The organism is Streptomyces sp. NPDC056169 (assembly GCF_042268445.1).
Taxonomy (GTDB): domain Bacteria; phylum Actinomycetota; class Actinomycetes; order Streptomycetales; family Streptomycetaceae; genus Streptomyces.
This window is the reverse complement of the sequence record NZ_JBHJUO010000019.1, coordinates 159,042-172,319: the sequence shown is the minus strand read 5'-3', so window position 1 is coordinate 172,319 and position 13,278 is coordinate 159,042. Positions and strand designations below refer to the sequence as shown.

The window sequence follows — 13,278 nt, the reverse complement described above, 5'->3', positions numbered from 1 at the left end:
GGAGGGTGTTACGGGGCGCTGAGGACGGTTTCGCCGACGTCGACGAAACCGGGCTTCTCCGCCACGAGCCGCCCCTGGCGGACCACCTGGAACGTCACCTCGCGGTTGACGACCCGGGTGAGGCCGGGGGCGCCGAGCAGGTCCTCGTACTTCCACCGCAGGGTGGGCGTGAGGCCGCCGGTGTCGATGCGCGCGCCCTGGTCGAGGGCGTGGGTGATCTGCTCGGAGGTGATCTGGTCCTTGTCGAGGGACTCGACGACCGATTTGAGGACCGTGTAGGCGATCCAGGTGGTCTGGACGCCGGTGTCGGCCGGGTCTACCCGGTTGTCGGCGAAGGCGTGTTCCTGGATGACCTTGCGCATCGGCGCCCAGCTCTTGTCGGAGGCCTCCGGGTACCAGCCGGTGACGTACGCGCCCTCGAAGGGGCTGTGGGCGCCGCCGGTGCGGTCGATGACGGGCTGGGCGACGCTGCCGAGCACGGAGGAGATGCGGACGGGGTCGCCCTTCTTGCCGGACTCCTCGTTCTTCCCGTCCTCCGGGAGGCGCCGGAACGAGTCGAAGAAGGTCTGGGTGCGCTCGCCGAGCACGGCGGTGACGCAGCCCTTCTCGGCGCCGGCCTTGTCGCGGGCGCGGCCGGCCTGTTCGGTGTACTCGGCGGCGTCCTCGACGGCCGGGATGTCGACGGCGCTGCGGTGACTGGCCTTGCGGAGACCGGAGTTGAGGAGGTCGGGGAGCCGGTCGCCGGCGACGGTGTCGGGCCGGACGAGGGAGACCCGGCGGCAGGACTCGGCGAGCTGCATGCCGTGGCCGGCGATGAGCGCGGCCTGTCCGCCGTTGACGGGGTAGGACAGCGAGCTGGTGAACTCGTCGTCCGAAATGCCGTAGCCGCCGATGTACGGGACGCCGGCGGCCTCCAGCGGGGCGAGGAACGAGCTGCCGTTCTGGCTGTACGAGCCGACGACCGCGACCGCCTTCTCGCGGACGGCCCGGCGGGCGCAGGCGGCGGCGCCGGCGCTGGTGTTCTGTTCGTTGCAGGTGAGCACGCGGAGTTCGTGGCCGTCGATGCCGCCCTGGGAGTTGACCCAACGGGCATAAGCCTGCGCCATTGCGGGCATTCCGGGCATGTTGGTCGCTCGGGTCTGGTCGGGAGCCCAGGTCATCACCGTGACGGGCTCCCTGGAGCCCCCCGTGGCCCCAGGGAGCACGCCACACCCGGTGAGCAGCGACGCTCCGGCCGCCGCGGTCGTGACGTACGCGAGGAGTGAGGTCAGTCGCCTACCGGTCATGGGCATGCACATTTCCGCCTCACGGGTAACGCGGGAGTGAGCGCGGTTCAACGAAGGGTGACGTGAAGGTGAATTACGGGGGCGGGGCGCCGATGAGGAGGGGGTGAGTCCGCTTACGCCGCAAGGGAACGTACGATCGAAACGTGTCCAGTCCAGTCTCCGGTTCGGTTAACTCTTCCCGTCGCGGCCGTCGCTCCTCCACCATGGGCGGCATGCCGCTCAACGACATGCCGTGGTGGCGCTGGCGCATCAACGTGCGTTCCGCGCTGCACATGCTCTCCGACCCCGGATTCCACGAGACCACCTGGCTGACCGGCCAGGAGGGGTACGGCGACGTTACCGACGCCGTCTACCGCCTCGTCGAGGACACCTGGCTCGACAACTGGTCCGCCGAGAAATACGTGGGCGCGGTCTTCCGCGACGGCGGCGAGGCCGCCCTCGTCGACGCCGCCGTGCTCCGCGTGCTGCGGATCATGCACCAGGTGGGCCCCGACGCCCCCGTCTCCGCCTACCTGGAGCACCAGGGCTGGCCCGAGGCCGTACGGGCCGCCCGCGAGGCACACGTACGGATGGCGCAGGCCGACGGGGAGGACCCCGACACGCCCCCGCGCTCCCTGGACGTGCTCCGTATCATGACCCGGTCCTGAGCCGTTCCGCCTGACGGACGGTGGCTCTTGCGGGCCGCCCCGGTGTGGCAGGCTGACGGGATGACCGACCAGTACGTCCTCACCCTCTCGTGCCCGGACAAGCAGGGCATCGTGCACGCCGTGTCGAGCTACCTGTTCATCACCGGGTGCAACATCGAGGACAGCCAGCAGTTCGGAGACCGCGACACGGGTCTCTTCTTCATGCGGGTCCACTTCTCGGCCGAGGCGCCGGTGAACGTGGACAAGCTGCGGGCGAGCTTCACGGCGGTCGGGGACTCCTACGGGATGGACTGGCACATCAACCGCGCCGACGAGCGCATGCGGGTCGTGCTCATGGTCTCCAAGTTCGGGCACTGCCTGAACGACCTGCTGTTCCGCTCGCGGATCGGCGCGCTGCCGGTGGAGATCGTCGCCGTCGTCTCCAACCACACGGACTTCACGGAGCTCGTCGGCTCGTACGGCATCCCGTTCCGCCACATTCCGGTCACCAAGGACAACAAGGCCGAGGCCGAGGCCGAGCTCCTCGACCTGGTCCGCGAGGAGAACGTCGAGCTGGTCGTCCTCGCCCGCTACATGCAGGTGCTCTCCGACGACCTGTGCAAGCAGCTCTCCGGCCGCATCATCAACATCCACCACTCCTTCCTGCCGAGCTTCAAGGGCGCCAAGCCCTACCACCAGGCGCACACGCGCGGGGTGAAGCTGATCGGCGCGACCGCGCACTACGTGACGGCCGACCTCGACGAGGGCCCGATCATCGAGCAGGAGGTCGAGCGGGTCGGCCACGAGGTGACCCCGGACCAGCTCGTCGCCGTGGGCCGCGACGTGGAGTGCCAGGCGCTGGCCCGCGCGGTGAAGTGGCACGCGGAGCGCCGCATCCTCCTGAACGGCCGCCGCACGGTCGTCTTCGCGTAACCCCGTCTGAGCGCTACGGCCGGAGCACGACCGCCCGAGCGCTGCCGCCGGAGCGCTACAGGCGGCTCAGGGACGCCGCCGCCGAGAGGACGTCGCGGATGGCCTCCCGGTCGCCGTCCTGGCCGGCCGCCGCTTCCTCCGGGGAGATGTGGCCCGCCACCAGCTGACAGAACTCCACCCCGTCCATCGCCACCTGTGCCACCGCCCGGTCCGGCGAGCCGATCGCCGCGGGGGAGTCCAGCGCGATGTACCAGTGGCCGCCGCCCGCGCCCTCGACCTCCAGGTGGAGCGAGCGGCCGGGCGCACCGGCCGCGACGAGGTGCCGGGCCGGGGCCGCGAGGCCGCTGCGACGCCGGCCGGCGAGGGCCGCCGGAAGCAGCCGGGCCGCCAGGTCGATCATGCCGTGCAGATGGGCGCCGCTCGGCGGGGCGTACGGGTACGCCACCGCGTTGGCGATGTCGTCCGCGTGCACCCAGCACTCGAAGGCCCGCTCCAGGAGCGAGTCCCGCAGCGGCAGCGCGAAGTCCTTGTACGTGACGGTGAGGTCGCTCACGCCGCGGCCCGCGAACGAGACCGTGCGGATCAGGGTGTGCGTCTGGTCCCGCCAGGGCCCGCGCAGCGCACGGTTCGGCGGCCGGTCGAGCGCCGACCAGAACGCCTCGGTCCGCTCCGTCGGCGAGAGCTCCGGTACGCCCGCGCCCAGCGGGTCCGTGATGCCGAGCGCCGAGGTCACCAGGCCGTCCACCGCGAGGAGGTGGCCGATGACCCCGGCGACGGTGGTCTTCCGGCGCATCACGTGCTCGTCCTCGTACCACTTGAGCCGCACCGGGGCGTGCCACTCCGACTCGCCGATGTCCCGGAGCAGCGCGTCGAGCCGGGCGGTCTCCGCGTCGTACGGCGTGACCCACTCGGGCACGGGGACGCGGGCGGGGCGGCGGCCCAGGCAGTTCTCCAGGACCCGGGACCGCAGCAGCGGGTCGAGGTCCAGATCGCGGTCCTCGTGGAGCAGCGCGACGGCGTCCCGCAGCCGCAGGGCCTCCTCGGCGCAGGGCGCGCACTCGGTGAGGTGGTCCTCGACGGCCGTCGTCTCCCCGGCGGAGCACGCCGAGAGCGCCCATGCCCCGAGGAGGGACTTGAGCACGCGGTGCGTCAGCTGCGGGACGTCCGGCTCCTCGGGCTCCTCCGGTACGTCGGCGCCCGGCACGGCCTCCGCCGTCAGGTCCGCGGCTTCCTCGGCTTCCGCGCCCTCCGCCGGGACAGCCGTCGTGGCAGCCGTCGGGTCAGTCGTCGGGTCAGTCGTCAGGTCAGTCGTCGGTTCGGACGTCGGGGCAGTCGTCGGTTCGGACGACAGGTCCGCGTGGTCGTCCGCCGACCGGCGCGGTCCCGGTATCCACGGGGCGCGTGCGACGTCGTCCGCGTCGCCGTTCGCCCCCGTCACAGCGCCCGCCCGTAACCGGGCGGTGAGGAGCCTTCCAGGGGGCGGGTGTTCGCGGAGGAGAGCAGCTGGAGGCCGAGCCGGAGGCGCCGGCGCGCCTCGTCCTCCGTGACCCCGAGGTCGGCCGCGGTCTGGCGGTAGTCCCGCCGCTGGAAGTAGGCCAGTTCGAGCGCGGCCCGCAGCGGCGCCGGCATGGAGGTCACGATGTAGTCCGCGCGGGCCGCGACGGAGGCCCGCCGCACCTTCTGCTCCAGCTCCTCGGCGGAGCCCTGCCCGGTCTCCGCGTAGGCCGTCGCCTCGACCTGGCGCAGCCGGTGGACGGCCTGCCGCTGGGTCAGCCGGGCCACCCACGACCGCATGTTCCCCTGCTTGGGGTCGTAGTCGTCGGGGTTCTCCCAGATGTAGCCGAAGACCTCGCGGGTGACCTGGTCGGCCGCGGCGTCGTCGTCGAGCACCCGGTGGGCCAGGCTGTGCACGAGCGAGGCGAAGCGGTCGTAGAACTCGCCGAGAGCGGCGGCCTCCCCGCGCGCGAGCCGCTGCTGCATCTTGCGGTCCCAACGCGGTGGTGTCTCCATCGCCATGCGAATCCTCCGTCCCCTGCCGGTGCCGGTCCCCGAGTCCTCGTTCTCCAAAGTAATGCGCGGTGCCGACAACGCACGCCTGTTTGCCGCAAGTGCGCCCTTGACGCGGTTCTGGATGGTAAGGAAAGCGCCATCCCTGGGCGCGGGGGTTTCGGCCGGTGGTGTCGGGGCAGGCGGCGACCGTGACGACGATCGAGGTCGACGAGGACGAACACGGCCCCTGGACGGTGCTGAGCATCCGGGGGGAACTGGACCTGGTCACCTCCCCAGGGATACGCCGCCGCGTCCACGACGCCGTCGCGGGCGGCCGCCACGACCTGGTGATAGACCTGTCCGCCGTGCGGTTCTGCGACTCCAGCGGCGTCGGCGTCCTCATCGCCGCCCGCCGTCTCCTGCGCTCCTGCGGCGGCCGCCTCCGCCTGATCCTGCCGGAGACGGGGATCGAGGGCGTGGACGGTCATGTCGACCGGGTCCTGTCCGCCCTCGGCGTCCGGCGTCTCTTCGACGTGTACGGGGACGTCCCCGCTGCGGTCAGCGCGACGGGCCGAACCGTTCCCTGAGCTGGTACTTGAGCACCTTGCGCAGGGTCTCGTTGCGGGGGAGGGCGGCGACGACCTCCAGTTGTTCCGGGAGCTTGTGGACGGAGAGGCCGGCCTCGCGGAGGTAGGCGGTGACCGTCCCCAGGCTCAGCGGGGCGGCGCCCGGGGGCTGTTCGACGACCGCGCAGACGCGTTCGCCGCGCTCGGGGTCCGGGAGGCCTATGACGGCGGCGTCGCCGACGTCCGGATGGCCGTGGAGGAGGTCCTCGATCTCCTTGGCCGAGATGTTCTCTCCCTTCCGGATGATGATGTCCTTGATCCGGCCCGTGAGGACGAGGTGGCCGCTCGGGGTCAGGTGGCCCACGTCCCCGGTGACGAGGAAGCCGTCCTCGTCGAAGGCGGCCGCGGTCTGGGCCGGGTCGAGGTAGCCCCGGCAGACGGCCTCGCCGCGCAGCCGGACCTCCCCGGAGTCGGTGATCCGGATCTCCATGCCGGCGGGCGGGCGGCCCTCGGTCGTCGCGAGGTTCTCCTCGGTGTCGTCGGGGTCGCCCATCGTGATCATCGGGACCTCGGTCATGCCGTACCCGTGGGTGAGCCGGCAGCCCAGCTCCTTGCGCACCGCGTGGTAGATCTCCGGCGGCTTCGGCGCCCCGCCGCCCGCGAGCAGCCGCAGGGTGGGGATGACGGGCTCGCCCGGCTGCTTGCGCTGTTCGGCGAGGAACATCGCGTAGAAGGCGGTGGAGCCGCCGGCGACGGTCACGCCGTGCGCGCGGTACTCGGCGAGCGCCTCGGGCAGCGCGAACTGTTCGAACATGACGGCGGGGAATCCGTACAAGAGGAGCATCACCGTGTAGTCGGGCCCGGCGATGTGCGCGTACGGGAAGGCCATCGAGCCGACGTCCTCCGCCGTCAGGCGCAGGGCGTGGGCGAGGCAGGAGCCGCCCGCGAGGAGCGAGCGGTCGGTGTGCAGGACGCCCTTGGGGTCGGAGGTCGTGCCGGAGGTCCAGTAGATCCAGCGGACGTCGGTCCCGGAGGAGGGCGGTGGCGGCAGGATCTCCGGGTCGCCGTCCGGGAGGGATTCGGGGCCGTACGCCTCGAAGATCCCGCGCGCGCCGAGCCGCCGGGCGAGCTCCGTGTGGTCGAAGCCGCGCCACACGCCGGGGACGGCGAAGAACTCGGCCCGGGACTCGCGGAGCGCGAAGCCGACCTCCTTGTCCCGGTAGAAGGGGATCACCGGCGTCTGTACGGCTCCGATGCGGGCGAGCGCGAAGGAGAGCACCGCGGTCTCGATGCGGGTGGGCAGCTGCCAGGCGACGACCGTGCCCGGCCGGACGCCCATCCCGTACAGCCCGGCGGCGCAGCGTTCGGCGCGTTCGCGGAGGCCGCCGAAGGTGAGGACGCGGTCGCCCTGGAGCAGGACGGGCCGGTCGGGGGTGAGGGCGGCGCGGCGCTCGACGAGCTCCCAGAGCGTGCGGGACTCGCCCAGGGCGTGCGCGGTCTGGTCCAGGGCCGTATCCATGACCGTACTCCTCTTGGCTGACGTTCCGTCAGATCGTGCGGAGAGCGTAGAGGTCCGGCGCTTGTCGGTCCAGGGGTGCGGGGCTAGCCTGATCCCGTCAGATCTGACGGGTCATCAGAAACGGATCGGGAACGGTCCGCCGAATCCGGGAGGGCTCCATGACGGAACTGCCCCGCATCATCAGCGTCGACGACCACGTGATCGAGCCGGCCCACCTCTTCGAGACCTGGCTCCCGAAGAAGTACCGCGACCGGGGCCCCAAGGCCCTCACGGCCGGCATCGGCGAGCTCGCCTACGTCGCCGGCAAGTACCAGATCACGATGGACCCCGAAGGGCCGCCCACCGACTGGTGGATCTACGAGGACCTCAAGTTCCCGTACAAGCGCAACATCGCCGCCGTCGGCTTCGACCGCGACGACATGACCCTGGAGGGCATCACCCGCGACGAGATGCGCCGCGGCTGCTGGGACCCCAAGGCACGCCTCGCCGACATGGACCTCAACCACGTCGAGGCCTCCCTCTGCTTCCCCACCTTCCCGCGCTTCTGCGGCCAGACCTTCGCCGAAGCCCACGACAAGGAGGTCGCACTCGCCTGCGTCCGCGCCTACAACGACTGGATGGTCGAGGAGTGGTGCGGCGACAGCGGCGGCCGCCTCATCCCCCTCTGCATCATCCCGCTCTGGGACATCGACCTGGCGGTCGCCGAGATCCGCCGCAACGCCGCCCGGGGCGTCAAGGCCGTCACCTTCTCCGAGATCCCCACCCACCTCGGACTCCCCTCCATCCACTCCGGCTACTGGGACCCCTTCTTCGCCGTCTGCCAGGAGACCGGCACGGTGGTCAACATGCACATCGGGTCGAGCTCCCAGATGCCCGCCGCCTCCCCCGACGCGCCCCCCGCCGTCCAGGCCTCCCTCAGCTTCAACAACGCGATGGCCTCGATGATGGACTTCCTCTTCAGCGGCGTCCTGGTGAAGTTCCCCAGGCTCAAGCTCGCCTACAGCGAGGGCCAGATGGGCTGGATCCCGTACGCCCTCGAACGCGCCGACGACGTGTGGGAGGAGCACCGCGCCTGGGGCGGCGTCCGCGACCTGATCCCCGAGCCCCCGTCCACGTACTACTACCGGCAGATCTTCTGCTGCTTCTTCCGCGACAAGCACGGGATCGCGTCCCTCGACGTCGTGGGCAGGGACAACGCCACCTTCGAGACCGACTACCCGCACGTCGACTCGACCTTCCCGCACACCAAGGAGGTCGCCCTCGACCACGTCCAGGGCCTCGACGACAAGACGATCTACAAACTCATGCGGGGCAACGCCATCCGCATGCTCGACCTGGACTTCGACCGGGGCCTCGGCGGGGGTCTCGGCCGGGGCCTCGTCTGATGGACCTCGCCTACGGCGCGGAGGAAGAGGAGTTCCGGGTCCGGCTGCGGGAATGGCTGGCCGCGGTACTGCCCACCCTCCCGGCGAAACCCGACCCGCTCGACTGGCCGGCCCGGCGCGCCTACGACTGCGGCTGGCAGCGCCGGCTCCACGACGCCGGATACGCGGACGTCCACTGGGACGCCTCACCCACCCAGCGGCTGATCTTCCTGGAGGAGACCGAACTCGCCGGCGCGCCCTACGTCGGCGCCAACTTCGTCGGGCTGCTCCACGCGGGCCCCACGATCGCCGCCGAGGGCACCGCCGAACAGCGCGAGCGCTGGCTGCCGTCGATCCTGCGCGGCGACGAGGTCTGGTGCCAGGGCTTCAGCGAACCCGACGCCGGCTCCGACCTCGCCTCGCTCCGCACCCGGGCCGTCCGGGACGGCGACGCGTACGTCGTCACCGGGCAGAAGATCTGGACCTCGCACGCCGAGGTCGCCGACTGGTGCGAGCTGTTGGTACGGACGGACCCCGAGGCGCCCTCCAAACACCGGGGCATCAGCTGGCTCGCCATGCCCATGGACGCGCCCGGCATCACCGTCCGGCCGCTGCGGACCCTCGCGGGCTCGACCGAGTTCGCGGAGGTCTTCCTCGACGAGGTGCGGGTGCCGGTGGCCAACCGGGTCGGCGAGGAGAACGACGGCTGGCGCGTCACCATGGTGACCCTGTCGTTCGAACGCGGCACCGCGTTCGTCGGCGAGGTCGTCGCCTGCCGCCGCCTCCTCGGCGAACTCGCCCGCACGGCCCGGAAGAACGGCACCTGGGACGACCCCGTCCTGCGGCGGCGGCTCGGCAGGCTCTCCGCCGAGTTCCAGGCGCTGTGGCGGCTCACCCAGGCGAACGTCAGCGAGGCGCAGGCGACGGGCGGGGTGCCCGGCGCCGGCGGCTCCGTCTTCAAACTGCACTACTCGCACGCCCGCCAGGAGCTGTACGAGGCCGCTGCCGGCGTGCTGGGGCCCGACGCGCTCGACCTCGGCCGCGACTGGACCCTCGACCGGCTGTCCTCGCTCTCGTACACGATCGCCGCCGGCACGTCCCAGATCCAGCGCAACATCGTCGCCGAGCGCATCCTCGGCCTCCCGAAAGGACGGTGACCCCCGCCATGGACTTCCGACTCACCGAGGACCAGCGGGCGCTGCGGAAGGGCGTACGGGAACTGCTCGCGCGGCTCTTCGACCGGGAGGCGCTGCGGGCGGCCGTGGACTCGGGCGGCCGGCTGGACCGGGGGCTGTGGCGGGAGCTCGGCACGGCCGGGTTCTTCGCCCTGCGGCTGCCCGAGGACGAGGGCGGGGTGGGGCTCGGGCTGCCGGAGGCGGTGCTGCTCTTCGAGGAGGCGGGGAGGGCGCTGGTGCCGGGGCCGTTGGTTGCCACGCATGTGGCTGCCGGGTCCGTGCTGGGGGCGGCGGAGGGGGATGTCGTGGTGACCGACGCCTCGGAGGGGCTGGTCCCTTGGCTGGACGAGGCCGATGTGGTCCTGGGTGACGCGGAGGGCGCCGTCCCGATGCGGTCGGTCGATCCGCTGACGCCCCTGCACAAGGCCACAACGGTGGAGGGCCTGCCGGAAGGCGACGGGCTGGTGGCGGTCCTGCTCACCGCCGCCGAGCAGGTGGGGAGTGCGGAGCGGACCACCGAGATGGCTGTTTCGTACGCGCGGGAGCGGGAGCAGTTCGGGCAGGTCATCGGGGGGTTTCAGGCCGTGAAGCATCTCTGTGCCGGGATGCTCGTGCGGGCCGAGCTCGCGCGGGTCGCCGTGCGGGCCGCCGCCGTGACCGGCGATCCCGTCGAGATCGCCGGGGCCAAGCTCCTCGCCGACGAGGCCGCCACCGGGAACGCCCGTGACTGCCTCCAGGTGTACGGCGGCATGGGCTTCACCTGGGAGGCGGACGTGCACCTGCACCTCAAGCGGGCCTGGGTGCGGGCCGAGCTGCGGCTGCCCGCGGCGCGCGCCGAGGAGGTGGTGGCGGCCCGGTTGTAGCGCTCCGCGTTCGCCGGGTCACGGAATGTCGATATCGGGTTGTGTCCTACGGCGCGGCCGTCACGGCCCGGAGTCGGTCGTCGGCTCCGGTACTCTCCGTGGGATGCGAGTGCTCGTTGGCCCGGATCGTCCCGGTGTCGCCCCTGAGGTGACCCCGGGCCCGGGGATGCCCGCCGCTCGCGCCCGGCGTTCGACTACCCGCAGCGTGCGTCGCACAGTATGGACCATGCGTACTCCTTCGCGCTGGAATATGCCCGAAGCGCTTGTTGCGGTGACTGTACGTCAACCATGCTGTCCCATAAGGGAATCACGTTCCGTGAAGGTGTGTCCGCCGGTTCGGATGGTGTGAGCGGTGCAGGTGCTTCAGGTGCAGTTGGAGGTCGGGCCCGACCCGGCGGAAGTGGGGCGAGCCCGGAGGTGGGCGCGGTCGCGGCTCGCCGGTTCGGGCATAGGGGACGACGAGCCGCTCGCGGAGACGCTGGTGCTGCTCATCTCCGAGCTCGTGACCAACGCCGTGGTGCACACGGGCTGCCCGGCCGTGCTGCGGATGCTGTTCGCGGCGGAGGGTGGCGTACGGGTCGAGGTGGCGGACGCGAGCGACCGCCCGCCGCAGCCCCGGCACGCGGAGGGCGACGACACCAACGGGCGCGGCCTGGAGCTGGTGGACGGCCTCGCGGACCGGTGGGGCTGGCAGCCCGAGGGTGCCGGCAAGAGCATCTGGTGCGAGGTCGACCGGGTGGCGGTGGCGGTGGCGCCCGCGCGCGGGCAGGGCGCGGTGTCGCCCGGCCGGGTGCACTGTTGACGGTTCGTTCCGTTTTGCCCACTCTGGTGTGAGCGATTCGTGGCGAGGGGAGCCGAGGGCGTCGTGTGCTGCCCTCGGCGTGTGCGGGTCGTGGCCGGGTGGCGGCGCGACCGTGCCGTGCTCGGGGCGCGCGCGAGCGCGCCGCCGCCCGTGAAGCCGGTGGCCGGTGGCCGCTGGCCGGTGAGCCTCTGCGTCAGAGGATGGCTATCGGGGCCACCGGTGTGCCCGTGCCGCCGACGAAGGGCTCCGGCATCGCGGAGAGCAGGAAGACGTAGCGCCGCTCCTGTGCACAGGCTGTGGACAGTCCTTCGAGGTTCCAGTTCTGCCCCTGGAGCATGCCCATCTCGACCAGGTCGAGGGCGTGGACGGGCAGCCAGAGGTCGTCGATCTCCGGCGGGAAGATCTCGAAGGTGAGCGTGTCGTTGGCGACGGCCGCGACGTCCCGGGCGTGGAACCACTCCGGCGTACGGACCGAGAGCCCCGGCGACGGGAACGCGTACCCGTGCTTGTCCCCCGCCAGGTACACCTGCATCTGCCCCGTCCGTACGAGGACGATGTCGCCGGACCGGACCGTGACCCCGCCGAACTCGGCGGCCTCGTCGAGGTCTTCGGGGGTGACGGCGTGGTCGCCGGGCAGCCGGTCGACGCCCTTGGCGGCGGCCACGTCGAGCAGGACGCCCCGCGAGACGACCTGGCGGGCGGTGTGGATGCCGCTGAACTCGGCGCGGCCGTGCGCGGTGATCGTGTCGGCGGGGCGGCCGTTGTAGATCCGCCCGGAGTGCGAGGCGTGGGTCAGGGCGTCCCAGTGGGTGCCGGCCTGGAGGCCCAGGGTCACGGCGTCGTCGCTGGTGGCGACCGTGCCGGGCCCGAAGAGCTCCTGGTTGACCTGGACCATGACGTGGAGCGGATTGACGCGGCCGGGGATCATGCCGGTCTGGACGCCGTCCTGCTCGAGGTCGACGGCGAGGGGGATCCGTCGGCCGGTGCGGACGGTGGCGACGGCCTCGCGCACGACCTCGTCGGTGATGAGGTTGAGCGTGCCGATCTCGTCGTCCTGGCCCCAACGGCCCCAGTTGTTGACGCGTTTGGCGATCTCGTGAAAAGCGGCGGGCAGAGACATCGGGGCCTCCGGGGTCTTGTTTTCCCGTATCTGACGGGTCGTAGAATCCTGACGACGAATGAATCTAACGGACCGTCAGAAACTGTGGGAGGGGCCGGGCATGGGGAACTTCTTGGCTGGCAAGGTCGTGGCCGTCACGGGAGCGGGGCGGGGCATCGGCCGCGCCGTCGCCCTCGCGTGCGCGGCGGAGGGCGCGAAGGTCGTCGTGAACGACTACGGGGTGTCGATCGAGGGCGGCGAACCGACCTCGGAGATCGCCCTCTCCGTCGTGAAGGAGATCGAGGCGGCCGGCGGCACGGCCGTCGCCGTCGCCGACGACATCTCGACGATGGCGGGCGGGCAGCGGATCGTGGACGTCGCCCTCGCGGAGTACGGACGCATCGACGGCGTCGTGTGCGTGGCGGGCATCCTGCGCGAGCGCATGCTCTTCAACATGTCCGAGGAGGAGTGGGACCCGGTCGTCGCCACCCACCTGAAGGGCACGTTCACGGTCTTCCGCGCGGCCTCCGCGGTGATGCGCAAGCAGGGCACGGGCACGCTGATCGGCTTCACCAGCGGCAACCACCAGGGCTCGGTCGCGCAGGCCAACTACTCGGCGGCGAAGGGCGGGATCATCTCGCTCGTCCGGAGCGCCGCCCTCGGACTCCACAAGTACGGGGTCACCGCGAACGCCGTCGCCCCCGTCGCCAGGACCCGGATGTCCGCGAACGTCCCGATGGAGCTGAAGGAGATCGGGGAGCCGGAGGACGTGGCCGCGCTCGTCGTCTACCTGCTGTCGGAGCAGGCCAGGGCCGAGAAGATCACCGGCCAGGTGTACACGATCGCCGGCCCGAAGATCGCCGTGTGGGCGCAGCCGAGGGAGCTGCGGGCCGGATACGCCGAGGGCGGGGCGTGGACACCGGAGCGGATCGCCGACTTCCTGCCGGGGACGGTGGGGACCGACCCGATGCCGATGCTGGCACGCCTGGAGGAGATGGCCCGGGCGGCGGCCGAGGGCACCCGCCCGAACGCGTAGCACGTACCCGTACACGTACC

At 71.7% G+C, this 13,278-nt stretch carries 13 protein-coding genes; 8 read left to right on the top strand and 5 right to left on the bottom strand.

Annotated features, from left to right (window positions below; all coding sequences use genetic code 11):
• Nucleotides 1-8: 8 nt before the first annotated feature.
• Nucleotides 9-1,298 (bottom strand): ABC transporter substrate-binding protein, encoded by a 1,290-nt coding sequence (locus ACFC0G_RS29945; RefSeq protein WP_376408955.1) that lies wholly within the window; start codon nucleotides 1,296-1,298, stop codon nucleotides 9-11.
• 191 nt (nucleotides 1,299-1,489) lie between these two features.
• Between ACFC0G_RS29945 and ACFC0G_RS29940 the strand changes: the two genes are divergently transcribed.
• Nucleotides 1,490-1,933, top strand: a complete 444-nt coding sequence (locus tag ACFC0G_RS29940; protein ID WP_376408952.1) for a hypothetical protein — start codon at nucleotides 1,490-1,492, stop codon at nucleotides 1,931-1,933.
• Nucleotides 1,934-1,993: 60 nt separating this feature from the next.
• Nucleotides 1,994-2,845, top strand: a complete 852-nt coding sequence (gene purU, locus ACFC0G_RS29935; RefSeq protein WP_376408949.1) for a formyltetrahydrofolate deformylase — start codon at nucleotides 1,994-1,996, stop codon at nucleotides 2,843-2,845.
• Between the two features lie 55 nt (nucleotides 2,846-2,900).
• Here the strand turns inward: purU and ACFC0G_RS29930 are convergent, their stop codons facing one another.
• Both ACFC0G_RS29930 and ACFC0G_RS29925 read right to left on the bottom strand, forming a co-directional pair.
• The gene (locus tag ACFC0G_RS29930) at nucleotides 2,901-4,283 is read right to left on the bottom strand and encodes a maleylpyruvate isomerase N-terminal domain-containing protein (protein ID WP_376408947.1); all 1,383 of its coding nucleotides are present in this window, start codon (nucleotides 4,281-4,283) and stop codon (nucleotides 2,901-2,903) included.
• Nucleotides 4,280-4,861, bottom strand: coding sequence for a sigma-70 family RNA polymerase sigma factor (locus ACFC0G_RS29925; protein ID WP_376408944.1), 582 nt, complete (start codon nucleotides 4,859-4,861; stop codon nucleotides 4,280-4,282). The genes ACFC0G_RS29930 and ACFC0G_RS29925 overlap by 4 nt, the downstream gene beginning before the upstream one ends.
• 182 nt (nucleotides 4,862-5,043) lie before the next feature.
• Between ACFC0G_RS29925 and ACFC0G_RS29920 the strand changes: the two genes are divergently transcribed.
• Nucleotides 5,044-5,421, top strand: a complete 378-nt coding sequence (locus tag ACFC0G_RS29920; protein WP_376408941.1) for an STAS domain-containing protein — start codon at nucleotides 5,044-5,046, stop codon at nucleotides 5,419-5,421.
• Here ACFC0G_RS29920 and ACFC0G_RS29915 read toward each other — a convergent pair.
• A complete protein-coding gene (locus ACFC0G_RS29915; RefSeq protein ID WP_376409022.1) occupies nucleotides 5,393-6,907 on the bottom strand; it encodes a class I adenylate-forming enzyme family protein in 1,515 nt (504 codons plus the stop codon). The genes ACFC0G_RS29920 and ACFC0G_RS29915 overlap by 29 nt on opposite strands.
• A gap of 170 nt (nucleotides 6,908-7,077) precedes the next feature.
• Between ACFC0G_RS29915 and ACFC0G_RS29910 the strand changes: the two genes are divergently transcribed.
• From ACFC0G_RS29910 to ACFC0G_RS29895, 4 genes are all read left to right on the top strand, one after another.
• A complete protein-coding gene (locus ACFC0G_RS29910) occupies nucleotides 7,078-8,304 on the top strand; it encodes an amidohydrolase family protein (protein WP_376408938.1) in 1,227 nt (408 codons plus the stop codon).
• Complete coding sequence (locus ACFC0G_RS29905) at nucleotides 8,304-9,440, top strand: acyl-CoA dehydrogenase family protein (RefSeq protein WP_376408935.1); 1,137 nt, start codon at nucleotides 8,304-8,306, stop codon at nucleotides 9,438-9,440. Before ACFC0G_RS29910 ends, ACFC0G_RS29905 begins: the two co-directional genes overlap by 1 nt.
• A gap of 8 nt (nucleotides 9,441-9,448) precedes the next feature.
• Complete coding sequence (locus ACFC0G_RS29900) at nucleotides 9,449-10,321, top strand: acyl-CoA dehydrogenase family protein (RefSeq protein ID WP_376408933.1); 873 nt, start codon at nucleotides 9,449-9,451, stop codon at nucleotides 10,319-10,321.
• Between the two features lie 352 nt (nucleotides 10,322-10,673).
• Entirely contained in the window at nucleotides 10,674-11,123 is a 450-nt protein-coding gene (locus ACFC0G_RS29895) for an ATP-binding protein (protein ID WP_376408930.1), read from the top strand.
• Nucleotides 11,124-11,316: 193 nt separating this feature from the next.
• Here the strand turns inward: ACFC0G_RS29895 and ACFC0G_RS29890 are convergent, their stop codons facing one another.
• A complete protein-coding gene (locus ACFC0G_RS29890; protein ID WP_376408928.1) occupies nucleotides 11,317-12,243 on the bottom strand; it encodes a cyclase family protein in 927 nt (308 codons plus the stop codon).
• Nucleotides 12,244-12,343: 100 nt separating this feature from the next.
• Between ACFC0G_RS29890 and ACFC0G_RS29885 the strand changes: the two genes are divergently transcribed.
• A complete protein-coding gene (locus tag ACFC0G_RS29885) occupies nucleotides 12,344-13,258 on the top strand; it encodes an SDR family oxidoreductase (RefSeq protein WP_376408925.1) in 915 nt (304 codons plus the stop codon).
• Nucleotides 13,259-13,278: the final 20 nt, after the last annotated feature.

Excerpts from the sequence above, each read along its gene's own strand:
- ACFC0G_RS29945 (WP_376408955.1), bottom strand. The coding sequence starts at position 1,298 with ATGTGCATGCCCATGACCGGTAGGCGACTGACCTCACTCCTCGCGTAC.
- ACFC0G_RS29940 (WP_376408952.1), top strand. The coding sequence starts at position 1,490 with ATGGGCGGCATGCCGCTCAACGACATGCCGTGGTGGCGCTGGCGCATC.
- purU (WP_376408949.1), top strand. The coding sequence starts at position 1,994 with ATGACCGACCAGTACGTCCTCACCCTCTCGTGCCCGGACAAGCAGGGC.
- ACFC0G_RS29925 (WP_376408944.1), bottom strand. The coding sequence starts at position 4,861 with ATGGCGATGGAGACACCACCGCGTTGGGACCGCAAGATGCAGCAGCGG.
- ACFC0G_RS29910 (WP_376408938.1), top strand. The coding sequence starts at position 7,078 with ATGACGGAACTGCCCCGCATCATCAGCGTCGACGACCACGTGATCGAG.
- ACFC0G_RS29905 (WP_376408935.1), top strand. The coding sequence starts at position 8,304 with ATGGACCTCGCCTACGGCGCGGAGGAAGAGGAGTTCCGGGTCCGGCTG.
- ACFC0G_RS29900 (WP_376408933.1), top strand. The coding sequence starts at position 9,449 with ATGGACTTCCGACTCACCGAGGACCAGCGGGCGCTGCGGAAGGGCGTA.
- ACFC0G_RS29890 (WP_376408928.1), bottom strand. The coding sequence starts at position 12,243 with ATGTCTCTGCCCGCCGCTTTTCACGAGATCGCCAAACGCGTCAACAAC.
- ACFC0G_RS29885 (WP_376408925.1), top strand. The coding sequence starts at position 12,344 with ATGGGGAACTTCTTGGCTGGCAAGGTCGTGGCCGTCACGGGAGCGGGG.